Annotated in this window: 18 protein-coding genes; 13 read left to right on the forward strand and 5 right to left on the reverse strand. The window is 64.1% G+C overall.

Going from position 1 to position 22,821, the window contains the following annotated elements; genetic code table 11:
- Positions 1-16: 16 nt before the first annotated feature.
- The gene (locus O0879_RS08330; protein ID WP_289911661.1) at positions 17-1,138 is read right to left on the reverse strand and encodes a patatin-like phospholipase family protein; all 1,122 of its coding nucleotides are present in this window, start codon (positions 1,136-1,138) and stop codon (positions 17-19) included.
- Between the two features lie 314 nt (positions 1,139-1,452).
- The gene (locus tag O0879_RS08335; RefSeq protein ID WP_289915881.1) at positions 1,453-2,379 is read right to left on the reverse strand and encodes a LysR family transcriptional regulator; all 927 of its coding nucleotides are present in this window, start codon (positions 2,377-2,379) and stop codon (positions 1,453-1,455) included.
- Positions 2,380-2,494: 115 nt separating this feature from the next.
- Between O0879_RS08335 and O0879_RS08340 the strand changes: the two genes are divergently transcribed.
- The 12 genes from O0879_RS08340 (at position 2,495) to O0879_RS08395 (ending at position 18,882) form a co-directional block, all read left to right on the forward strand.
- Positions 2,495-4,063: an MFS transporter gene (locus tag O0879_RS08340; protein WP_289915884.1), complete on the forward strand. Its 1,569-nt coding sequence runs from the start codon at positions 2,495-2,497 to the stop codon at positions 4,061-4,063.
- Positions 4,064-4,301: 238 nt separating this feature from the next.
- Positions 4,302-5,522 (forward strand): carbohydrate porin, encoded by a 1,221-nt coding sequence (locus O0879_RS08345; protein WP_099664596.1) that lies wholly within the window; start codon positions 4,302-4,304, stop codon positions 5,520-5,522.
- A gap of 312 nt (positions 5,523-5,834) precedes the next feature.
- Complete coding sequence (locus O0879_RS08350) at positions 5,835-6,845, forward strand: substrate-binding domain-containing protein (protein WP_251351137.1); 1,011 nt, start codon at positions 5,835-5,837, stop codon at positions 6,843-6,845.
- Positions 6,846-7,118: 273 nt separating this feature from the next.
- Positions 7,119-8,756, forward strand: coding sequence for an alpha-amylase family glycosyl hydrolase (locus O0879_RS08355; RefSeq protein ID WP_289915887.1), 1,638 nt, complete (start codon positions 7,119-7,121; stop codon positions 8,754-8,756).
- Between the two features lie 221 nt (positions 8,757-8,977).
- Positions 8,978-10,063, forward strand: coding sequence for a sn-glycerol-3-phosphate ABC transporter ATP-binding protein UgpC (ugpC, locus tag O0879_RS08360; RefSeq protein ID WP_289915889.1), 1,086 nt, complete (start codon positions 8,978-8,980; stop codon positions 10,061-10,063).
- A gap of 108 nt (positions 10,064-10,171) precedes the next feature.
- Entirely contained in the window at positions 10,172-11,392 is a 1,221-nt protein-coding gene (gene malE / locus O0879_RS08365; RefSeq protein ID WP_077402478.1) for a maltose/maltodextrin ABC transporter substrate-binding protein MalE, read from the forward strand.
- Between the two features lie 97 nt (positions 11,393-11,489).
- Positions 11,490-13,001, forward strand: coding sequence for a maltose ABC transporter permease MalF (gene malF / locus O0879_RS08370; RefSeq protein WP_099664600.1), 1,512 nt, complete (start codon positions 11,490-11,492; stop codon positions 12,999-13,001).
- A 10-nt stretch (positions 13,002-13,011) separates the two neighbouring features.
- Positions 13,012-13,902, forward strand: coding sequence for a maltose ABC transporter permease MalG (malG, locus tag O0879_RS08375; protein WP_289915892.1), 891 nt, complete (start codon positions 13,012-13,014; stop codon positions 13,900-13,902).
- Positions 13,903-13,904: 2 nt separating this feature from the next.
- Positions 13,905-15,551 (forward strand): alpha-amylase family glycosyl hydrolase, encoded by a 1,647-nt coding sequence (locus O0879_RS08380; RefSeq protein WP_289915895.1) that lies wholly within the window; start codon positions 13,905-13,907, stop codon positions 15,549-15,551.
- Positions 15,548-16,459, forward strand: coding sequence for a PfkB family carbohydrate kinase (locus tag O0879_RS08385; RefSeq protein ID WP_289915897.1), 912 nt, complete (start codon positions 15,548-15,550; stop codon positions 16,457-16,459). The genes O0879_RS08380 and O0879_RS08385 overlap by 4 nt, the downstream gene beginning before the upstream one ends.
- 94 nt (positions 16,460-16,553) lie before the next feature.
- Complete coding sequence (locus O0879_RS08390) at positions 16,554-17,840, forward strand: aminotransferase class I/II-fold pyridoxal phosphate-dependent enzyme (protein ID WP_289915898.1); 1,287 nt, start codon at positions 16,554-16,556, stop codon at positions 17,838-17,840.
- 49 nt (positions 17,841-17,889) lie between these two features.
- Positions 17,890-18,882, forward strand: a complete 993-nt coding sequence (locus O0879_RS08395; RefSeq protein WP_289915899.1) for a GyrI-like domain-containing protein — start codon at positions 17,890-17,892, stop codon at positions 18,880-18,882.
- Between the two features lie 18 nt (positions 18,883-18,900).
- Here O0879_RS08395 and O0879_RS08400 read toward each other — a convergent pair whose 3' ends face one another.
- On the reverse strand, positions 18,901-19,704 hold the full coding sequence (locus tag O0879_RS08400) for an SDR family oxidoreductase (RefSeq protein ID WP_289915901.1): 804 nt from the start codon (positions 19,702-19,704) through the stop codon (positions 18,901-18,903).
- A 179-nt stretch (positions 19,705-19,883) separates the two neighbouring features.
- On the opposite strand from O0879_RS08400, the gene O0879_RS08405 reads away from it, so the two are divergent.
- Positions 19,884-20,462: a TetR/AcrR family transcriptional regulator gene (locus O0879_RS08405; protein ID WP_077402457.1), complete on the forward strand. Its 579-nt coding sequence runs from the start codon at positions 19,884-19,886 to the stop codon at positions 20,460-20,462.
- Here O0879_RS08405 and O0879_RS08410 read toward each other — a convergent pair.
- Positions 20,419-21,462 (reverse strand): AAA family ATPase, encoded by a 1,044-nt coding sequence (locus O0879_RS08410; RefSeq protein WP_289915904.1) that lies wholly within the window; start codon positions 21,460-21,462, stop codon positions 20,419-20,421. The two genes, O0879_RS08405 and O0879_RS08410, sit on opposite strands and share 44 nt — an antisense overlap.
- The gene (locus O0879_RS08415; RefSeq protein WP_289915905.1) at positions 21,459-22,820 is read right to left on the reverse strand and encodes a capsule biosynthesis protein CapK; all 1,362 of its coding nucleotides are present in this window, start codon (positions 22,818-22,820) and stop codon (positions 21,459-21,461) included. Before O0879_RS08415 ends, O0879_RS08410 begins: the two co-directional genes overlap by 4 nt.
- Position 22,821 lies beyond the last annotated feature (1 nt).

Here is a 22,821-nt window from a genome sequence, read left to right on the forward strand (position 1 = left end):
GGCCGGGGATCGGTGGCTAGGCCGCCAGCGGGGCAGCGTCAGGCGTGCGGCGCAGCAAGTCGCCATGCTGGCGGCAAAACGCCAGGCCCGCCTTGTGGCCCACGTCGAACAGCAGTTGCATGTTCGAACTGGACCAGTCCAGGGTATCGGGCCAGTGCTGTTCCGGGATGCCGCCCATCAGGTCGAGCTTGAGCAAACGCCGCTTGGGCTGGCCCGTGCGCGCGTCCGTGTTGTGCTCGAGTTCGAACAGGCGCAGCTCGCTCTTGGAAATCTTCACCAGCGGCGTGATGATGGAGCGCACCCAGGCGTCGTACAGGTTGCGCGGTTTGCGCAGCAAGCGCTCGTCACCGAGGATATCGAGGATGACCAGGGTGTCGGCGTCATGGTGCTCGCCCTTGCCTTCGATAAACGGGTCGAAATTGAGCGTATCGAGCGCCGCGCCTTCGATGTAATCGTCGCCCGCGATGGTCGTGGGCGCATACAGGAAGGGGAACGACAAAGCGGCGCGCACGTGGATGGGTTCGATTTCGTGCTTGCCCCAGATTTGCATGCGGTGTTCGCTGAGGTTGTAGGCATTGATGTAGAAATCGGGGCGTATGCGGGCCACGCCCGAGAAATCCACGGCCTTTTCCAGGAAGGGCAAGTGCGCGCACAGGCCCAGGCTTTTCGCCGACAGGTCCGACGGCGACAGCGACGACACCATCAGCTTGCCCCAGTCCGACCAGGCCGTGGGCACGCCCGCAAACGTTTGCTGGAACGCCTGAAAAAAAGGATTGTTGGCCGGCGGCTGGAAGGCGTCGCGGAAAGTGCTCGCGTGCATGCCCGGCTTCTGGAACACCTTGTAGTTGATCGGGATCATCTTGTAGATGCTGTCGGCCACGCCCGTGTCGGCCCAGCTTTGCAAGGCCTGGCGCGGCGTTGCCTCGTGCGGCGTCGTGTAAAGCAAGCCCATCAACACACCGGCGCCCGAGGCGGAAATGACGTCGAACTCGATGCCTTCGTCGAGGAAAGCGGCCAGGGCGCCGGCGATCAAGGTGGAATTTGGTGCGCCGCCACCAAGCAGCAGACCCGTTTTACGGGCCGGTTTCGCTGGCGCGGCTGGCGCCAGATCCGGCGGTGTCGTAGTGACTGTCTTCATGCACACTCCCTGAACGGAACGGGGTTACCATCCCTTAATTGTTGGTTACTACACGCTTATGGCGCCTAATCCTGCACATGTTCCCGCAAGCGACCAGCCGATGCAATGTTGCAGAAACAGATATGAAATTAACATAAATAAATTCCTTATGGCAATTTCCATAACGAATGACCGGTATTCAGGAAGGGTATAAGTTGATGCCGTGCGGCATTGCCTGATGCGGTGCAGCAAATATAAATTCAGCGCTGTTAGGAATAATCTCTTTTGGGGTAGGAATATTCCCCAACCAGCCGCCGGTGCGGCGGCCAGGGGCATCACGGGAAGGATGCAGGGTCGGCAGGGGGCGCGGAAAAATGCAGGTGGGTACACAAATGGTCAACAAAGACGCGAATTTTGGGCGACAGGTGGCGGCTCGATGGCCACAGCACCCAGAACTTGCTCGAGTGCAGCAGGTAGCCGGCCAGCACGGCTTGCAATTCGCCGCGCGCGATGGCGTCGTGCACGATAAAGTCAGGCAGGTAAGCGAGGCCCACGCCCTGCGTGGCGGCGCCGATCAAGGCTTCGATATTGTTACAGGTCAAGGCCGTCGGCAAGCGCAACTCGCCGCCGCTGTCGCCCCCGGCGCGCTGCAGCGCCCATTCCTGCAGTTTTCCCGTGGTGGGGAATTTATAGCGCACGCAAGCGTGCCCTTCCAGCGCGCGCGGCGTGGCCGGCACGCCGTGGCGGGCGAAATACGCGGGCGAGCCGACGATGGCGAAGGCAAACGGCCCCAACTCGCGCGCCATCAGCCGCGAATCCGTCAAGGTGCCGCTGCGCACGGCCACGTCGACGCCTTCGGCTACCACGTCGACGAGGCGGTCGTTGAAATCGAGGTCGAGCTCGATTTCCGGATACCGGCGCGTAAAGTCGGCCAACAGGGGCAGGATGATGCGGTAGCCGATCACGGGCAGGCTGACCTTGAGCTTGCCGCGCGGCGCCTCGGCCAGGTGCGACAGTTCCGCCTCGGCATCACCGAGGTCGGCCAGGATGCGCTGGCAGCGCTCGTAAAACAGCGCCCCCTCGTTGCTCAGGCTGATGCGCCGCGTGCTGCGGTTGAGCAGGCGCACACCCAGCTTTTCTTCCAGCCGCGCCACGCTCTTGCCCACGGCCGAGGCCGAAACCCCGAGCAGCCGCCCGGCCGCCACATAGCTGGACGTTTCCGCCGCGCGCACGAAGGCGGCAATGCCGTTCAGATTATCCATATCATCTCGCCATGTTGATTAGGGAATATTTGTCCGTTATGAGTGGATTTTCAGCCACTTTTTCATTGATTACGTCCATATTATCATCGGATTCCCTCTTTCTGGAATCATTCCCATGGATACGAATCACCGTATGAAGCCGGCCTCTCCGGCCCGGCGCGCCTTCGTGCTGGCGGCCGTCTGCCTGGCCGCGCTATGCATGCCGCTCAGTTTTACGGGGCCGGCCATCGCCATTCCCGCCATCGCCGCCGACCTGCACGGCTCGCCGCTGGCGCTGGCGTGGATCACGAATGCCTTCATGCTCAGCTTTGGCGGCTGCCTGATGGTGGCCGGCGCGCTGGCCGACCGCTATGGCCGCAAGCGCGTGTTCTTGCTGGGCATGGGCGTGTTTTCCGCCGCCGCGCTGGCGCTGTCGGCCGCGCCCGGCATCCTGTGGCTCGACGTGCTGCGCGCCGTGCAGGGCTTGGGCTGCGCCATGGCCCTGTCGAGCGGACTGGCGGCCCTGGCGCAGGAATTCGACGGCCCCGCCCGCGCGCGCGCCTTCAGCCTGATCGGCACGGCCTTCGGCGTGGGCCTGGCCTTCGGTCCCTTCCTGGCCGGCACCTTGATCACGCACACGGGCTGGCGCGCCATTTTTGTCGCCACGGCCGCGGCCGGCCTGACCGCCCTGCTGGCCGCCGCGCGCGCCATGCGCGAATCGCGCGACCCGCAAGCGCAGGGCGTCGACTGGCCCGGCGCCCTGACGTTTACCGGTGCGCTGTCCCTGTTTACGTATGGCTTGCTGCAGGCACCCGACAGTGGATGGAGCAGCGCCGCCAGCCTGGGGCTGCTCGGTGGCGCGGCCTTGCTGCTGGCCCTCTTCATCCGCGTGGAACGGCGCGCGGCGCGGCCCATGCTGAATTTATCCCTGTTCCGCCTGCCCGCCTTTGCCGGCGTGCAACTGCTGGCGGCCGCGCCCGCGTTTTCCTTCGTCGTGCTGCTGGTGCTGCTGCCGGCCCGCTTCATCGGCATCGAAGGCTACAGCGCGCTGGAGGCGGGACGCATGATGATCGCCCTGTCGGCGCCCATGCTGGTGCTGCCGATCCTGGCCGGCATGGCGGCGCAGCGCCTTGCCGCCGCGCACATCTGCGCCAGCGGCCTGCTGCTGGCGGCGGGTGGCTTGCTGTGGCTCTCCACCTGCGCGCCGGGCCAGTCGCCCGCCACCTTGCTGGGGCCGCTACTGCTGATCGGCTGCGGCATCAGCCTGCCCTGGGGCTTGATGGATGGCCTGGCCATCAGCGTCGTGCCCGTCGAACGGGCCGGCATGGCGGCCGGCATCTTCAATACGACGCGCGTGGCGGGCGAAGGCCTGGCGCTGGCCATCGTCAGCGCGCTGCTGGGCACCTTCACCCTGGCGGCGCTGGGCGGCGCCGGCCTTGCCGGCATCGGTGCGGAGCAGGCGGCGCTGGTGGCGCCCTTCCTGGCGCTGGGCGAGCTGCGCCATGCGGGCGAGTTGTTGCCCCAGGCCGGCGCCGCCGAACTGGCGCAAGCCTATGGCGCCGCCTTCCGCCACTTGCTGTATGTTCTGGCCAGCATCACCACGGCGTCGGCCCTGCTGATCCTCGCCTTCCTGCGCCATCCGGCGAATGCAGCCGACGCCGCGCGGGACGCGGCCGCCCTGCCCGCTTGCAAGGCGCCAAACTAAGCGGCCCGGCTTTCCCGCGGCAGCCATCCCCCTCCCCGCCATACCCGGCGGCGCCCACGCGCCGCCGCCCGCCTTTGATGCTTCTCCGCAACACCTCAAAAGTTTTCAAAGATAAAACTAGTTTACTCATCAAAGCGCTTTGAACTATACTCAAAGCGCTTTGAGACATAACTAAAGCGCTTTGGATGTGCGAAGTTATGCGCACCGATCCCACACCTATAAAAACACTGGAGACGCAATGAACAAACACTTCTTGAAAACTTTGCCTGCCGCCGTGGCGTTGGCCTTGAGCGCTTCGGCCGCCCAGGCCGCCCTGCCGATCGATTTCGGCGGCTACATCCGCTCGGGCTTCGGCACCAGCAGCGAAGGCGGCAAGGAAGCGTGTTTCGGCCTGGCCGGCGCCTCGTCCAAGTATCGTCTGGGCAATGAGTGCGAAACCTACGGCGAGCTGAAATTCGGCGGCGAAGCCTTCAAGGCAGCCAACGGCACCACCTTCCGCATCAATACCCTGGTGGCGTTCTCCGTCAACCAGAACCAGGACTGGGAGCAATCTGACCCGTCGTGGCGCGAAATGAACGTCGTCGCCGACAAGATCGGCACGGGCGCCTTCGCCGAAGCGCGCGCCTGGGTCGGCAAGCGCTACTACGACCGCCAGGACGTGCACATCACCGATTACTACTTCTGGAATAACAGCGGCCCTGGCGCCGGCCTGGAAAACATCGACCTGGGCGCCGCCAAGCTGGCCTACGCCGTCGTGCGCACGGCCGATGACGGCGACAGCAAGCGCATGGGCCTGTCCCACGACTTGCGTTTCTCCGGCATCAAGGTCAACCCGGATGGCGAACTGACCCTGGGCCTGCAATTCAACCAGAAACGCAATGCGCAAGGCGCGGCCCCCATCGCCAGCGGCCACTTGCTGACCATCATGCATACGCAAGGCAATCTGTTGGGCGGCTTCAACAAGGTGGCATTGCAGTACGGCAAGGGCAGCGCCGCCAACACGGGCGGCTTCAGCCTGGGCGCCAACAAGGATGACAAGGTCGTGCGCCTGACGGAACAGATCATGATCCAGCCCAAAGGCGCCTGGTCGGGCATGGGCACCTTCGTCTACGAAGACAAGGAATCGGCAGGCGTGAGCAGCAAGTGGACGTCGATCGGCGCGCGTCCCGTCTACCACTTCACGGACAACTACAGCCTGGCCGTGGAACTGGGCCATGACATCGTCAAGCCGGAAGGCGGCGAAAGCCGCAACCTGACCAAGCTGACCTTCGCGCCGCAACTGTCGGCCGGCAACAGCTTCTGGTCCCGTCCCGTGCTGCGCGCTTTCTACACCTACGCCAAATGGAACAAGGCAGCCCAGTCGGCCGCCGCCGCGGAATCGGCGCTGTCGTCGACGGGCGTGTTCGGTGGCAAGACCAACGGCAGCTCCGTCGGTTTCCAAGTGGAAAGCTGGTGGTAATCGCAGGCCGCTAGTACGTTGGCAAGCGTCCCCGGACGCTTGCCGGTGGCAGCAACACCGCCCGCTTATCCAGGGGCAAGCAGTACCCGGACCCACCATTTCGCCGCTGCACGCGATGGCCGGCAGCTTCAATGTAGTGATTCAGCAGTATCCTCTTTTAGCGCGGGCGCCCCTGGGTTTGCCCGCGTATTTTTTTGGGCGCCGCCGCCGCTTGTCATGACCCTGATCAATCCGGCATTTATCAGATAAACTACCCGTCATCGCACGGCACCGCTCCCGACCCACCCTGGATAGACCCCAACCGCAGCATCCATGAACCTCAAAAATCTCGCCAAAACGCTAGGAATATCCGAAACCACCGTCAGCCGCGCCTTGAATGGCTATCCGGAAGTGAGCGAACGCACGCGCGAGCGGGTGCTGGCCGCCGCGCAGGCGGCCGGCTACCGCCCCAATCCCATGGCGCGCAGCCTGGCCGTGGGACGCACGAATATCGTCGGCATCATCTACCCGCTGATGCCGAACGACCTGGCCGACCCCATGTTCATCGACATCGTGGGCGGCATGTCGGAAGCGCTGGAAGCGCAGCAGATGGACATGATGATCGCGCCCGCCTCGGCCACCAACGAATTCCACACCTATGAACGCATGGTCAAGGGCCGCCGCATCGATGGCCTCGTTGTCGGCCGCACGAAGCCGTTCGACGAGCGCATCGCCTACCTGGCGCAGCAGGGCATGCCGTTTGTCGCGCATGGCCGCACCCAGCTGAACCAGCCGCACGCGTGGTTCGACTACGACAACGAGGCGGGCATGCGCCTGGCCGTCGAGCGCCTGGCGCAGCTGGGCCACCAGCGCATCGGCCTGATCAGCGCCACGCCGGACCTGAACTTCGTGCGCCAGCGCGTCGAGAGTTTCCAGCACGCCATGCAGGCGGGCGGCCTCGCCGTCGACCCCGACAACCTGGTCGACAACGCGCACGACCGCCGCGCCGGCTACCAGGCCATGCAGCGCCTGCTGGCCCGCTCGCCGCGCCCCACGGCCGTCATCGTCGACAACCACATGTCGGGCGTGGGCGCCGTGCGCGCCCTGCTCGACGCGGGCATCGCCATCGGCCGCGACATGTCGCTGATCGTCTGGGGCGTGATGGAAGATTCCCTGGCCGGCCACAACGTCACCACCGTCGTCCAGCCCGACCCGCGCGGCGCCGGCGCGAAGATGATCCACATGCTGCTGGCCCTGATGGATGGCACGCCCGTCACCGACCTGCAGGAACTGTGGCCGTGCGAACTGTTGCCGGGCGAGTCGGCCGGCCCCGTGCCGCACTAAGTAATTCACAATAATTTCCTGAGGATTACTTAGACGTTTTCCGCTGCCCCCATGCCGCCGGCCGCCTGGCCGGCGCGGCTGTCTCGCCTTCCTGAATCACCCTCATAAAAAAATCGTATGTCTGGCGCGTGTATCGCTTTACTTTTCAAAGCGCTTTGAACTATACTCATTTCATACCCAAAGCGCTTTGAATTTTAAAATAAGACGTTCGCCTACCAACCAGCAGCGCCGCCCTGATAGCCAAGGCTACAGGCAACTTTTAAGAAATCATTCATGCCGACCATCCAGAACAATCTCGCCCATCTGCCCGCCGACTGGTGGCGCAGCGCCGTCATCTACCAGGTTTATCCACGCAGCTTCCTCGACAGCAATGGCGACGGCATCGGCGACTTGCCTGGCATTACTTCCAAGCTCGATTACATCGCCGCCCTGGGCGCCGACATCGTGTGGATTTCCCCCTTCTTCACGTCGCCGATGAAGGACTTCGGCTACGACGTGGCCGACTTCTGCGACGTCGACCCCATGTTTGGCACCCTGGCCGATTTCGACCGCCTGGTGGCGCGCGCCCATGAACTGGGCTTGAAAGTGATGATCGACCAGGTGCTGTCGCACTCGTCCGACAACCACCCGTGGTTCGTGGAAAGCCGCTCCAGCCGCGACAATGCCAAGGCCGACTGGTATGTGTGGGCCGACCAGAAACCGGATGGCACGGCGCCGAATAACTGGCTGTCCGTGTTCGGCGGTTCCGCCTGGCAATGGGAGCCGCGCCGCGGCCAGTATTACCTGCACGATTTCCTCGCCAGCCAGCCCGACCTGAACTTCCATAACCCGGCCGTGCAGCAGGCGCAGCTGGACAACCTGCGTTTCTGGCTGGAACGCGGCGTCGATGGCTTCCGCTTCGATTCCTGCAACTTCCCGTATCACGACCAATTGCTGCGCGACAATCCCCCCGCCGCCCAGCGCGATGCGAGCAGCGTGTCCGCCATCAACCCGTACGGCATGCAGGCGCACGTGTACGACAAGACGCAGCCGGAAAACATCGCTTATTTGCAGCGCGTGCGCGCCATACTTGACGAATATCAAGCCATTTCCATCGGCGAAGTGGGCGACGACAATGCGCTGGCCACCATGGCTGCCTATACGGGCGCCGACAAGCTGCACATGGCCTACAGTTTCAATTTGCTGACGGCGGAGTTTTCGGCCGCGCACATCCGCACACAGGTCGAAGAGTTCGAGGCGCAAGTGGCCGACGGCTGGGCGTCCTGGTCCGTGGGCAACCACGACAGCGTGCGCGTCATGACGCGCTGGGGCGGCGAAAACCCGTCGCCATCGCTGGCCAAGGTGGTGCTGGCCGTGCAGGCGGCGCTGAAAGGCACGCCGTGCCTGTACCAGGGCGACGAGCTGGCCCTGACGGAAGCGGATATTCCTTTCGAGGCGCTGCAAGACCCGTACGGCATCCCGTTCTGGCCCCAGTTCAAGGGCCGCGACGGCTGCCGCACGCCGATGCCATGGGTGGCCGATGCGCCGCACGGCGGTTTCAGCACGGCAAAACCCTGGCTGCCCGTGCCGCCCGAGCATTTGGCGCGCGCCGTCGACGTGGAAGAGCGCGATAGCGCCTCGCCGCTGCAGTTTGCGCAGAATATCCTCGCCTGGCGCCGCACCCTGCCGCAATTGTTGCGCGGCGACATAGTCTTCTTCGATGCGCCGGAACCCGTGCTGGCCCTGCGCCGCGACTTGCCAGGCCAAGCGCCCGTGCTGGCCGCCTTCAACCTGGGCACGCAAGCCGTCACGTTTGCCTGGCCTGACGCGGCGCCGGCGGCCGACCTGGCCGGTCATGGCTTGCCGGGAAACAAAGATGGCCAACAGATCAGCTTGCCTGCGCATGGTGGCTGGTTCGGCACCTTGGCGTAAATCGCAGGCTTTGGCGGCCATGCCGCCAATTACAATAACGAGCCCCGCGCATCAGCGGGGACGAACAACAGAGTATCAGTGCTTGGCAAAATCGTAGCGAGCGGATGAAAGTTGTGGCTGAGAAGCGCATCTGTGCGAATGCACAGTGAGCATCGCCAGCCGCAAGTTCGACGCGCAGTAGATTTGGCCAGGCACATTCAGTGAGATTGAGGACGACAGACATGGCTGGACTGAAGTTAACAGGCCTGAAGAAGGCATATGGCGACGTGCAAACCCTGCACGGCATCGACCTGGAGATCGCCGACGGCGAATTCATGGTCTTCGTGGGCCCGTCGGGTTGCGGCAAATCCACCTTGCTGCGCAGCATCTGCGGCCTGGAAGAAATCAGCGGCGGCGACTTGTATATTGGCAAGACCCGCATGAACGACGTGCCGCCCGCCAAGCGCGGCATCGCCATGGTATTCCAGAGCTACGCCCTGTACCCGCACATGAGCGTGGCGCAAAACATGGCCTTCGGCCTGAAACTGGCCGGCATGAACAAGGTGCAGATCGCCGACGCCGTGCAGCGCGCCGCGCAAATCCTGCGCATCGAACCTTTGCTGGAACGCAAACCAAAAGACTTGTCGGGCGGCCAGCGCCAGCGCGTGGCCATCGGCCGCGCCATCGTGCGCAAGCCCGACGTCTTCCTGTTCGACGAACCGCTGTCCAACCTGGACGCCTCGCTGCGCGTGCAGATGCGCATCGAACTGGCGAATCTGCACCGCGAATTGCGCTCGACCATGATTTACGTCACGCATGACCAGGTCGAGGCGATGACCCTGGCCGACCGCATCGTCGTGCTCAACGCGGGCCGCATCGAGCAAGTGGGCGCCCCGCTGGAGCTGTACCACCACCCCGCCAACCTGTTCGTGGCCGGCTTCCTCGGTTCGCCCCGCATGAATTTCCTCAAAGGCAAGATCCACAGCTATGCGGACGGCGTGGCCACCATCGCCACCAACGCGGGCGGCATGCTGCAAGCCGTGTTGACGCAGCCATTGGCCAGCGGCACCCCCGTCACCGTCGGCGCGCGCCCCGAGCACGTGCAGGCGTGCGCACCTGGCTCCACCGCCGCCCTCACGGCCACCGTGCAAGCGGTGGAAAAACTGGGCGACGTCAGCTATCTGTATGTGCAGGTACCGGGCGGCGACGAGCCGCTGGTGGTGCGCGCCGATGCGGAAACGGACTGGGCCATTGGCCAATCCGTGGCGCTGCAGGTGGCGCCCGCCCGCGTCCACGTGTTCGACGAGCATGGCCAGACGCGTACCTGATTCCGGATTTAAGGGCCAGGCGCTACAGGCGCCGCCTGGCCTGGTTGCATCGTTTCAGCCTTGATATTCAACATAAACTTAGCATAAAAAAAGATACTGGAGATTGACATGTCCTTCACGCACCCGAAACGCAGCTTCATCAAAACCACCCTGATCGCCGCCGCCCTGGCCGGCATCGGCAACCTGGCCGCCGTCAGCATGGCGAACGCGGCCGAAGCAGGCACCCTCTTGATCTGGATCAACGGCGACAAAGGCTACAAGGGCCTGGCCAAGGTCGGCGAGGAATTCACCAAGAAGACGGGCATCAAGGTCGTCGTCGAGCACCCGGAAGATGCGCCGAACAAATTCCAGCAAGCGGCCGCCGCCGGCAAGGGCCCGGACATCTGGATCTGGCCGCATGACCGCATCGGCACCTGGATCGACGCCGGCTTGCTGCAACCATTGACGCCAAGCAAGGAAGCGCGCGCCGCCATCCTGCCGCTGGCGTGGAACGCCTTCACCGTGGGCGGCAAGACCTGGGGCTACCCGATCTCCATCGAAGCCGTCGCCCTCGTCTACAACAAGGACCTGGTGCCGACCCCGCCAAAAACCTTCGAAGAAATCGCCGCGCTGGACAAGAAATTGTCCGCGCAAGGCAAGAAAGCCATCCTTTGGGATTACACGAATACCTATTTCACGTGGCCTTTGCTGGGCGCGGGCGGCGGCTTCCCGTTTGAAGTCAAGTCCGACGGCCGCTACGATGCGGCGAAAACGGGCGTGAACAATGCCGGTTCGCAGGCCGGCGTGAATGCGCTGATGACCCTGATCAACAGCGGCGCCATGCCGAAGGGCGCCGGCTATGCCGAGATGGAAGCCGGTTTCAACCAGGGCAAGATCGCCATGATGATCAACGGCCCATGGTCGTGGGACAATGCGCGCAAGTCGAAGATCAATTTCGGCGTGGCAACGATCCCTACCGTCGCAGGCAAGACGGCCACCCCGTTCGTGGGCGTGCTGGGCGCGATGATTTCGAAAGCCAGCCCGAACAAGGACCTGGCCACGGAATTCCTGGAAAACCAGATGCTGCAGATCAATGGCCTGAAAACCATCAACGCCGACGTCCCGCTGGGCACGCCAGCCAACAAGGTGCTGTTCGCGGAATTGAAAGCCAATCCGAACATCCAGGCGACGATGGAAAGCGCGCAAGCGGGCCGTCCGATGCCGAACAACCCGGAAATGGGCCGCTTCTGGTCGTCGATGCAATCGGCGCTGGAAAACATCACGCAAGGCCGCCAGACGACCAAGGATGGCCTGGATGCGGCGGCGAAGCGGATTACGACGGCGAATTAAGCATATCGTACTGCCTGGCGCAGGCCGGATCACGGGCCTTCGGGCCTGATCCGACCTGCGCCATCTCGTATCACTCCATCTTCACAGGTATCCCATCGTGCGCAAGTTTATCGGCCCTACGGTATTGACCATCAGCATGGCGCTGGGTCTGTATCTGCTCTTCATGTTGTACATTTCCGGCCAGACCATGCTGGCCGCCGTTTTCCTCGGCTTGCTGACCCTGACGACGTTTGTCTTCACGTCGCCGCGCGCCTATGCCTACCGCTATCTGTTTCCCGGCATTACGGCGGTCATCGTCTTCGTGCTGCTGCCGATGGTGTACACGGTGTCGATCGGCTTTACCAATTTCAGTTCGCGCAACCTGCTCACCTATGAGCGCGCCACGCAATACCTGCTGGACGAGACGCAGCGCGTGGAAAGCGCCGGCTATGCCATGACCGTGCATGCCGACAACAAGGAATACCGCTTGCGCCTGGAAAGCCCGGACACAGGCGAAGTGCTGCTGACGCAGCCGCTGGCCCTCAAGCGCGCCGTGCCCCTGAACGTGGAAGTGACGCCGCTCGACCCCGTGCAGGCGCCCGTGCTGGCCCCGCCGCTGCCCATCAAGGACATCATCGCCTTGCAAAAGGATCTGAAGTTGCTCACATTGATCTTGCCGAACAGGATCGAGCTGCGCATGGTGGGCTTGCGCGAATTCGGCCCCGTCGCGCATGTCTACAAGCAGTTGCCGGACAAAACGCTCAAGAAAATCGCCACGGGCGAACTCGTGACACCGAACTTCAAGACGGGTTTTTATGAAATGCCGGACGGCACGAAGCTGGAACCGGGCTTCAAGGTCAACGTCGGTTTCGCCAATTTCGTGAAGATCTTCTCCGACGAAGCGTTCCGCGGTCCCTTCCTGCGCATTTTCGTGTGGACCATCGTTTTCGCCCTGATCAGCGTGGCCACCACGACGGGCCTGGGCATGGTGCTGGCCGTGCTCTTGAACTGGGATGCGCTGCGCTTCCGCGGCCTGTACCGTACCCTGCTGTTCCTGCCGTACGCCGTACCGGGCTTCATTTCCATCCTGGTCTTCAAAGGTTTGTTTAACAATAACTTCGGCGAAATCAACCTCGTGCTCGACGCCTTGTTCGGCATCAAGCCCGCCTGGTTCTCCGACACCACCCTGGCCAAGGCCATGATTTTGATCGTCAACACCTGGCTCGGCTACCCCTACATGATGGTGGTGTGCATGGGCTTGATCAAGGCGATCCCGTCGGACCTGTACGAAGCGTCGGCCCTGGCCGGCGCGGGACCGCTGACGAATTTCTTCAAAATAACGTTGCCCCTGATCATCAAACCGCTGACGCCGCTGATGGTGGCCAGCCTGGGTTTCAATTTCAATAATTTCGTGCTGATCAGCTTGTTGACGGGCGGACGTCCCGATTTCCTCGACACGACGTTACCGGCCGGCACGACGGACTTGCTCGTGTCCTACACCTACCGCATCGCGTTCGAGGATTCCGGCCAGAACTTTGGCCTGGCCGCCGCCATCTCGACGCTGATCTTCTTCCTCGTGGCCGCGATTTCGCTGGTCAACATGCGCCTGACGCGCATGAACAAAGCATAAAGGACCGACCATGGCTATCGTTGTCGACCGTTCCAACCGCTGGCGCATCCTGGCGGCCCACGTCGCCGTGATCGCGCTGATCGCGCTGGTGATGTTTCCCTTCCTGATGATCTTGTCGATCTCATTGCGCCCTGGCAATTTCGCCTCGGGCAGTTTGATACCGCCCGAGATCAGCTTCGAACACTGGCGCCTGGCGCTGGGCATGTCTTACCAGGCGCCCAACGGCACCCTGGTCGAGCCGGACTTCCCCGTACTGCTGTGGCTTTGGAATTCCATCAAGGTGGCCAGCATGAGCGCCACCGTCACCGTGCTGCTGTCGACCACCTGCGCGTACGCGTTCGCGCGCATGCAGTTCCGCTTCAAGTCGCAAACCCTGTCCGCGCTGATGCTGCTGCAGATGTTCCCCGCCGTGCTGGCCCTGGTAGCCATCTACGCCATCTTCGATGTGCTGGGCAGCTACGTGTCGTGGCTGGGCATCGACCACCACGGCAGCCTGGTGCTGGCCTACACGGGCGGCATCGCCCTGCATATCTGGACCATCAAGGGCTACTATCAAACCATCCCCATCGAAATCGAGGAAGCGGCCAAGGTCGACGGCGCCACGCAATGGCAGGCGTTTGTCTACGTGCTGCTGCCGATGACGGTGCCCATCCTGATGGTGGTGTTCCTGTTGTCGTTCATCGGCGCCATCATCGAATACCCGATCGCTTCCGTGCTGCTGCATGAACAGAACAACCTGACCCTGGCCGTCGGCTCGAAACTGTTCCTGTACGAACAAAAATACTTGTGGGGCGACTTCGCCGCGGCCGCCATTTTGTCCGGCTTGCCCATCACGGCCGTGTTCCTGCTGGCGCAAAAATGGATGATCTCCGGCCTGACGGCTGGCGGCGTGAAAGGCTGACCATGCGACGCTCCCTGACTGCGCTGGCCGCCCTGTTACTCAGCGCTTCGGCGCAGGCAGGGAGCTTCAGCTTCGCTGACAACCCCATCGTCTACTTCGCCGTGACGGACCGTTTCGCCAACGGCAATCCCGGCAACGACCACAGTTATGGCCGCGCCGCCGACCCGCAAGGCGGCGACGTCGGCACCTTTCACGGCGGCGACATCGCCGGCCTCACGCAGCAGCTCAAAGCTGGCTACTTCAAGGAACTGGGCGTCAACGCCCTGTGGATCACGGCGCCGTACGAGCAGATCCACGGCTGGGTGGTGGGCGGCAAGCAGCAATTCCAGCATTACGCCTACCACGGCTACTGGGCGCTCGACTACACCACCATGGACGCCAACATGGGCACGCGCGAGGAATTGCGCGAGATGATCGATATAGCCCACGCGCAAGGCATCCGCGTGCTGTTCGACGTGGTGCTGAACCACCCGGGTTACGCGGACTTGCGCACCCTGTCCGAATATAAAGTGCCCGTGCTGTGGCCGGGCCACGAAAAAGCCACCCTGCGCGACTATCATAGCTACATCGACTACAACAACTTTGATTTCGCACAATGGTGGGGGCCGGACTGGGTACGCGCCGGCTTGCCCGGCTATCCCGACGGCGGCAAGGACGATTTCACCATGCAGTTGGCGTATCTGCCCGACTTCCGCACGGAAAGCGCCAAGGTCGTGGGCTTGCCGCCCATCCTGCAGCGTAAAAGCGATACGCGCGCCGTGGCCCTGCCCGATGCGACTGTCCGCACTTACCTTGTCCACTGGCTGGCCGACTGGGTGCGCGAATTCGGCGTCGACGGTTTCAGGGCCGACACCGTCAAGCACGTGGAGCCGGCCAGCTGGCTGGCCCTGCGCGCGGCAGCCACCGATGCCCTCAAGGATTGGAAAACCCGCCACCCGCAGCAAAAAATCGACGACGCACCGTTCTGGATGACGGGCGAAGCGTGGGGCCATGGCCCCGAGCGCAGCAGCTGGCATGACGCGGGCTTCGACTCGATGATCAATTTCGACTTCCAGAATCGCGCGAGCGGCGACTGGAAAAGCATCGATGGCGTGTACCGCCAGTACGCGACTTTGCTGGGCAAGCGCATCGGCAATGCACCCCGCTACGACATCCTGTCGTATATCTCGTCGCACGACACCAGCCTGTTCCCGCGCGACCGGCTGAAACATGGCTTGTCCGCCCTGCTGCTGGCGCCGGGTGGCGTGCAGCTGTTCTATGGCGATGAAAGCGCGCGCCAGCCTGGCGCGGCGCCCATCGGCGACGAACAGCAGGCCACCCGCTCCGACATGAACTGGAGCTCGATGGATGCGGCCACCCTGGCGCATGCGCGCAAGCTGGGCCAGTTCCGCCTGCGCCACCCTGTGCTGGCGCGCGGCGAACACCGCTTCATCGACGACAAGCCGTACGCGTTCGCCCGCGTGATGGATGGCGACGCCGTCATCGCCGTGCCCGAAGCGCAAGGCGCGCTCGAACTGCAGGTGCACGGCGTCTTCGCCGATGGCGCCCTGCTGCGCGACGCCTACACCAATCACACTTACACCGTCAGCAATGGCGCCGTCGCCGTGAATGCGGCCGGCACCGTCCTGTTAGAAAAGGCAGCACCATGAGTAGCTATGACATTTTAGTGGTCGGCGGCGCCGGCATCGACACTATCGTGCGCGTCCCCGACCTGCAATTGCCCGTCGCCGATTCGCTGCACGTGCCGCCCATCCGCGACTACGTGGCGCACACGGGCAATGGCGTGGCGCTCGGTTGCCACGCGCTGGGACTGCGCTGCAAGTTCATCGACTTCATCGGCGACGATGCGCAAGGCGCGGCCATCCTGCAGCGCTATAAGGATGCCAGACTCGATTTCTCGCACATCGTCGAACCGTCGGGCACGCGGCGCAGCGTCAACCTGGTCGACCCGCAAGGGCGCAGGATGTCGCTGTACGACGGCCGCCACCCGGAAGACGTGCGCATGCCCGCCGCCTTCTATCTGCCCTACCTGGGCCCGGCGCGCCACGCGCACTTTTCCATCATGGGCTGGGTGGCCGCGCTGTTTGACGATGCGCAAACGTGCGGCACCACCGTGTCGACCGATTTGCACGACTGGGATGGCGTCAATCCGCACCACAAGGTCTTTGCGCTGCGCGCCGACCTGGTCTTCCTCAGCACGGCGGCGCTGGGCGAGCGCACGGAGTCCGTCATGCGCGCGATTGTCGCGGAAGGCCGCGCGCAGGCCGTGATCGCCATGGCGGGCGCGCACGGCGCCTACCTGCTGGAACGGGGCAGCGAGACCGTGCGCCATACTCCGGCGGCAGGTCTGAACTTGCCCGTGGTGGACACGAATGGCGCAGGCGACTCGTTCGTGGCCGCCTTCCTGCACGCCTGGCTGGGCGGCGCGGGCCTGGACGAAGCCATGCGCCGCGGCGCCATCGGCGGCGCGTTTGCCTGCGCCCAGCATGGCACGCATGAACGGTTTATCGGCAAGGCAGAGCTGAATGACTTATATCAAGACGGCACTAGCTTATGACTTAAAATTCTATCAAGCGTGATAACTTGGTAACGGGCGCATGGCACAATGGCTGCGGATTTCACCATTGCAGACCATTCGAACCGGAGACCACATGAGAATCGAAACCCTGGCCGTGCACGCCGGCTACACCCCCGACCCGACCACCAAGGCCGCCGCCGTCCCCATCTACCAGACGGTGGCCTACGCCTTCGACAATGCGCAGCATGGCGCCGACCTGTTCGACCTGAAAGTCGCCGGGAATATCTACACGCGCATCATGAACCCCACGCAGGACGTGCTGGAAAAGCGGGTCGCGGCGCTGGAAGGCGGCGTGGCGGCATTGGCCGTGGCGTCGGGCATGGCGGCCATCACCTACGCGATCCAGACCATCGCCGAAGCGGGCGACAATTTCATCTCCGCCAGCCAGCTGTATGGCGGCACCTACAACCTGTTTGCCCACACCCTCCCGCAAATCGGCATCGAAGTGCGCTTCGCCGACGCGCGCCAGCCCGAGACCTTCGCCGCGCTGATCGATGCGCGCACCAAGGCCATCTTCTGCGAATCGATCGGAAACCCGCTGGGCAACGTGACGGATGTGGCGAAGCTGGCCGAAATCGCGCATGCGCACGGCATCCCGCTGATCGTCGATAACACGGTGCCCAGCCCCTACCTGTTCCGCCCCATCGAGCATGGCGCCGACATCATCGTCCATTCGCTGACCAAATACCTGGGCGGCCACGGCACCACCGTGGGCGGTGCCATCGTCGACAGCGGCAAATTCCCATGGGCCGAACACAAGGAGCGCTTCAAGCGCCTGAACGAACCGGACGTGTCGTATCACGGCGTCGTCTACACGGAAGCGTTCGGCCCCGCCGCCTTCATCGGCCGCGCGCGCGTCGTCCCGCTGCGCAATATGGGCGCGGCCATTTCGCCACTCTCCGCCTTCCAGCTGATCCAGGGCATCGAGACCCTGGCCCTGCGCATGGACCGCATCTGCGACAACACGCTGGCCCTGGCCAGGCACTTGAAACAGCATCCGAAAGTCGCGTGGGTCAACTACGCCGGCCTGGAAGACCACCCGGACCACGCGCTGGTGAAAAAATACATGCACGGCCGCGCCTCGGGCATCCTGTCCTTCGGCCTGAAGCTGGCCGCAGGCGAAGATCCGCGCGCGGCAGGCGCCCGCGTGCTCGACGCCCTGCAGCTGTTCACGCGCCTGGTCAACATCGGCGACGCCAAGTCGCTGGCCACCCACCCGGCCTCCACCACGCACCGCCAGCTCAATCCGGAAGAACTGGCCAAGGCGGGCGTGTCCGAAGACATGCTGCGCCTGTCCGTGGGCATCGAGCATATCGACGACTTGCGCGAAGACCTGGAGCAGGCATTGAACGCGGCGTAAGCCTCTTTTCCACGCCGCCCGGAGGGGACTTCATGCCATAATCGGCGGCATGTCTTCCCCTCCTACTCCCCCTGAGCAGCCGACATCCGGCCATTTCCGCGCCGAATACGCGCGGCGCATGAATGCCGTGCTTGACCATATCGACCGCCACCTGGACACGCCGCTGGAGCTGGCGCAGCTGGCCGACGTCGCGCATTTTTCACGCTTCCACTTTCACCGCGTGTTCGCCGCCTGGATGGGCGAGACGCTGGGCGACTATGCGCGCCGCCGGCGCCTGGAAACGGCCGCCCTGCGGCTGGCCTGCCGCCCCGGCGAAGCGATACTGGACATCGCGCTGGCGACGGGCTTCGGCTCCGGCGAAGCGTTCGCGCGCGCCTTCAAGCTGAAATTCGGCTGCACGCCGACGGCCTGGCGCGCCGGCGTCGCCGCAAAAAACGCTGCCATGCTCGCAGCCATGCGCCTGCGCCGGCAAGATAGCAATCCGGATCAGGCCATGCGCAATCCCGGTCAGGAAAACGGGCCGAACTTCCAGCACCATGGGCACTCCAATCCACTTCATAGAGAGAGTCCCATGCAAGTCACCATCCTCGACCTGCCGCCCGCCACCGTGGCGTGCCAGCGCCATATCGGCCCCTACGGCCCCGCCATCGGCGCCTTCTGGCGCGACACTGTCGCGCCATGGATGCAATCGCACGGCCTGGACGACGCGACGTGCTACGGCATCGGCCATGACGATCCCAGCATCACGCCGCCAGACAAATGCCGCTACGACGCCTGCGTCGCCGTGCCCGATGCATTCCAGTCGGGCGGCCGGGCCAGCATCACCACCCTGCCGGGCGGGCGCTATGCGGTGGCGCAATTCAAGGGGCCGTCCAGCGCCATTGCCGAAACGTGGACGCACATGACGCGCGAATGGCTGCCGGCCAGCGGCCTGCAGTGGGATGAGCGCCCGTGCTTCGAGCGCTTTTCCGCGGCCACGGCGCTGGACCCGGCCACCGGCGAATTCTCTTGCGACATCTGCATCCCCGTGCGGCCGCTGTAGCTTACTCTCTCGCGTGTATCAGCCCGCGATACCATAGCGCGATGCCGGCTTGCCGCGCATCGCGCCTGCGAACAGGGCCAGGCGGGCAGAGTCAAACTGCTCCCACAAGGCCTGGTCTTCGACGGAAGGCAAGGTCACCAGTTCGCCCTGGTCCAGGCCCGCCAGCGCCGCATCGACACAGTCTTCGGCGCGCATGATGGTGGCCTGGTCCAGCTGCGCCAGCGGCACGCCGCTCAATTCCCAGATTTCCGTCGCCGTCGATGCGGGCAGCACCAGCTGCACCACAATGCCCGTGCCGGCCAGCTCCTGCTGCAAGCCGCGCGTGAAATTCATCACATAGCCCTTGGTGGCGCTATAGATCGTGCTGACGGGCAAGATGTGGAAGGACAGCACGGAGCCGATATTGATGATGGTGCCGCTGTTGCGCTGCTTGAACTGCGGCAGCACGGCATAGCTCAGCTCCGCCACGGCCGTCACGTTGACCTTGTCCATGGTGGCGATGCCCGCTTTCGGCGTATCGACGACGGGCGCCAGGGTCGAGGCGCCCGCATTATTGACCAGCATGGTGATGGCCGGATTGCTGGCCAGTTCATCGGCCACGCGCTGCAGGTCGGCCGGTGCGGACAAGTCCGCCGCCATGGCGCGCACGGACACGCCATACTTTTCCGCCAGCGACCTGGCCAGCACATCCAGGCGTTCAACCCGGCGCGCCACCAGGATCAGATCGAAGCCTCGGCTGGCCAGGCGGTCCGCATATACGGCGCCCAGGCCCGACGACGCGCCAGTGACGAGGGCCGTGCCCGGTGTATTGACTGTACTCATGATGGTTCCTTTGCAATTGATAAATTCGAATGAATGGCTTTCAGCAGGACGCATCAAACATGATAGCCATCATGCTTTGGCGCGACACTAAACATGACGATCATCATGCTTAGTGTCGCAAGCATGACGTACGTAATGTATGATGTCAACAGAAATTATTTAATGATCGGGAGAACACCATGCGATACCCAGCGGCCGAAACGGCAGAAAAACACCAGCGCATCCTGCAGGAAGCGGCGCGGCTGTTCCGTGAACAGGGCTTTGACGGCGTCAGCGTGGGACAGATCATGAAGGCGACAGGACTCACGCATGGCCCCTTCTACAACCACTTTGCCTCGAAGGAAGCGCTGATGGCGGAAAGCACGCTGCACGGCTCGGAGCACTCGCGCGCGGCGCTCGATGCAGCAACCATCAGTCCGGAAGCCATGCGCCAGTACGTGCGCGATTACGTGAGCGCGGCCCACCGCGATGCGCCGGGCAACGGGTGCTTGCTGGCGGCGCTGGCCGGCGACGCGCGCAAGCAGCCGGCAGTGCTGCCCGCCTTCACCTTCCACCTGAAATCCATCATCGGCAAGCTGACCACGCATTTTCCGTGGCAGAAAAAACGCAACCCCCGGCAGGAAGCCATCGTCATGCTGTCGGCCATGGTGGGCGCCGTGGCGCTGGCGCGCGCCGTCGACGATGCCGCGTTTTCGGACGAGATACTGGCGGCGGTCAGCACGGCATTCGCGCCGCCAGCACTTGCGCCACCTGCCTGACCCTCTCGTCCACCGAACCTGACACATCGACAAAGGCGATCCCCCGCCGCGCCAGCTCCGCCTGGTACCACGCATGCTGGCGCGCGCGGAAATCCTCGTCGCGGCGCGTGCCGTCCTGGATGAAGGGAAAGTCGGGTGCGCACAGCAGCACCAGGTCGTAGCCGTGCTCGGCCAGTTGCGCCAGCTCCGGCTCGGCCTTGCCGAACATCTCGACGCAGTAGAAATACGTCGTCATGGGCGAGGTGTCGCAAAACAGCCAGCGCCGCGCGGCCAATAGCGCGTGCGCTTCGCGGCGCAGCTGTTCCCGGCCGATTTTCAGCAAATCGTCATAGTTCAATATACCATCCTGGCTTTCCCACAGTTCGCGGCCATATTCGGCCACCCAGGCCGTCTCGAAATGCGCCGCCAGCGCCTGCGCCAAGGTGGTCTTGCCGCTCGATTCGCCACCGAGCACGCACACGCGCGTGACAAGATCGGCGCGCACAATCGGCGACAGGAAGGCGCTGTGCGCATGCGGGTCTTGCCGCACCCTGGTGCCGGACACGGGCACCGCAGTTCTCGCCTGGTCCACGCTCACGTGCGCCACCGGCCGGCCGGCATAATGCCGTTCCAGCACCTGGGCAAAGCCGGGGCCATAGTCTTCGCTGGTGAACACGGCATCGACGGGCAGCGCCAGCACCGTCCAGCACAGCCAGCCCATGAAGTGGCGATGCAGCTCGCCATCGTCGTCGTTGTGCGGCAGATGGCGGGCAGGCACGCCGCGCGCGGTGCACAGGGCCGCCAGGCGCGCATCGTCCAGCACCACGATGTGCGCTTGCGGGAATTGCGCCCGCAGCCACCGTTCCCGGCGCGCCGGCTCATAGCCGGGAAATTCGGGCCTGGTGTAGCTGACCACCAGCAGTTCTTCGCAGGCGTCTTGCGCACGCTTGATCAACAGTTCGTGGCCCTGGTGCAGTGGGCAAAATTTGCCGACCACGAGGCCGCGTTTATAAAGGTTCATGCCACTGCTTCCTGCAAATCCGAGGTGTATTGAATGATCTTGTCTTCCGCCAGCAGGGTCTCGACCGTGATAACGCCGAAAAAAGGCGCGAGCAAGGCGCGCGCCCAGTCAGCCTGCGGCATGGCGCTCGGCGCCAGGCGCAGCGCAATGGCGCCGTCGCCATGCTGGTGCACGCCGAACAAGGCGATGGCCAGCGGTTTCAAAGCGTGCGTGATGTCGATATTATTGATCCACTCGCCCGTCATCGTCCTGTAGCGCAGGGGGCTGCGGCCGGCCAGCCCCACCAGCACGGGGCCGTGCGGGCCATGCGCCAGCGAGGCGTAATCGCCCGTGCGGTAGCGCACGAGCGGCAGGCAGAAATTGAAGCCGCCCGTCACCGTGATTTCGCCGCGCCCCCCATCGGCCACGGGCTGGCCGCAGCTATCGATGATTTCCACGTACAGCCGGTGCTGCAGCAGCACGTGACCGCCCGCCCGTTCGTCATAGACGGCCACTGGTCCCACTTCATTGAGCGAATAGATGTCGAGCACGGGACAAGCGAAACGCGCTTCCAGGCGCGCGCGCATGCCCGGCAACAGCATCATCGACACGGACATCAGCGCGGCCGGCTTGTGCGCCATGGGCAAGGTCAGGAGTTCGGCAAACGAGATGGGGTCGCCCGCGATCAGCTCGGGCGCCATGGCGTCCAGGTAGCGCGCGCGGTCGTCCGGGTGGTGCCAATCGTCCGGGTGCAGGTTGATCTTCGCCAGGCCGGACTCGTTCATCGTCGGCGTGACGGAGACATAGGTGAAGCAGCGGCGCTGGTGCCCCAGCAGCATCACGCCCACCTGCCCCGCGCCATGGCGCAGGGTCACGCCGAAGTGGCGCAGCGCGCGCTTGTGGTAGGCCAGATAGCGCCCCGCCACCAGCGGGTGCGAAGCGATCAGCAGCGGGTGGCCCGTGGTGCCCGTCGTCTGGAAGTTGATCATGCGTGCCAGATCCGCATCGTCGGGCACGAAAGCGGCGATGTCGTGCGCCAGCTCGGCGCGGCTGATGGGCGCCACGTCCGCCAGGCGCGCGGGCGGCGAGCCGCAGGCGCGGTAATGCGGCACCGTGGCGTAGGCCGTCCTGAGAAAATCCACCAGCCAGGGCGGCGGCGCATCCGCGCTCCAGCCGATATCCGCCTGCATGACTTCCTGCTCGTAGGCGCGCAAGGCCGCCACTTCCGCCGCCTGCAGCTTGTTGCCGCTGCGGTTGCGGTAGCGGGGCGCCGCCGGATGGCTGCGCAGTTTGTCCAGCATCCGCGCGCCCGCCGGCGTCAGGGTGGGACAGTAGTCGCGGTCCGCTTCCCAGGCGCCAGCCGGCAGATTGACGTCCACG

Origin of the sequence: Janthinobacterium sp. SUN120 (genome assembly GCF_030397735.1) — a bacterium.
Classification (GTDB): domain Bacteria; phylum Pseudomonadota; class Gammaproteobacteria; order Burkholderiales; family Burkholderiaceae_D; genus Janthinobacterium; species Janthinobacterium kumbetense.

Coding starts and splice junctions, on each gene's coding strand:
- O0879_RS08330 (WP_289911661.1), bottom strand. CDS start 1,138: ATGAAGACAGTCACTACGACACCGCCGGATCTGGCGCCAGCCGCGCCA.
- O0879_RS08335 (WP_289915881.1), bottom strand. CDS start 2,379: ATGGATAATCTGAACGGCATTGCCGCCTTCGTGCGCGCGGCGGAAACG.
- O0879_RS08340 (WP_289915884.1), top strand. CDS start 2,495: ATGGATACGAATCACCGTATGAAGCCGGCCTCTCCGGCCCGGCGCGCC.
- O0879_RS08345 (WP_099664596.1), top strand. CDS start 4,302: ATGAACAAACACTTCTTGAAAACTTTGCCTGCCGCCGTGGCGTTGGCC.
- O0879_RS08350 (WP_251351137.1), top strand. CDS start 5,835: ATGAACCTCAAAAATCTCGCCAAAACGCTAGGAATATCCGAAACCACC.
- O0879_RS08355 (WP_289915887.1), top strand. CDS start 7,119: ATGCCGACCATCCAGAACAATCTCGCCCATCTGCCCGCCGACTGGTGG.
- ugpC (WP_289915889.1), top strand. CDS start 8,978: ATGGCTGGACTGAAGTTAACAGGCCTGAAGAAGGCATATGGCGACGTG.
- malE (WP_077402478.1), top strand. CDS start 10,172: ATGTCCTTCACGCACCCGAAACGCAGCTTCATCAAAACCACCCTGATC.
- malG (WP_289915892.1), top strand. CDS start 13,012: ATGGCTATCGTTGTCGACCGTTCCAACCGCTGGCGCATCCTGGCGGCC.
- O0879_RS08380 (WP_289915895.1), top strand. CDS start 13,905: ATGCGACGCTCCCTGACTGCGCTGGCCGCCCTGTTACTCAGCGCTTCG.
- O0879_RS08385 (WP_289915897.1), top strand. CDS start 15,548: ATGAGTAGCTATGACATTTTAGTGGTCGGCGGCGCCGGCATCGACACT.
- O0879_RS08390 (WP_289915898.1), top strand. CDS start 16,554: ATGAGAATCGAAACCCTGGCCGTGCACGCCGGCTACACCCCCGACCCG.
- O0879_RS08395 (WP_289915899.1), top strand. CDS start 17,890: ATGTCTTCCCCTCCTACTCCCCCTGAGCAGCCGACATCCGGCCATTTC.
- O0879_RS08400 (WP_289915901.1), bottom strand. CDS start 19,704: ATGAGTACAGTCAATACACCGGGCACGGCCCTCGTCACTGGCGCGTCG.
- O0879_RS08405 (WP_077402457.1), top strand. CDS start 19,884: ATGCGATACCCAGCGGCCGAAACGGCAGAAAAACACCAGCGCATCCTG.
- O0879_RS08410 (WP_289915904.1), bottom strand. CDS start 21,462: ATGAACCTTTATAAACGCGGCCTCGTGGTCGGCAAATTTTGCCCACTG.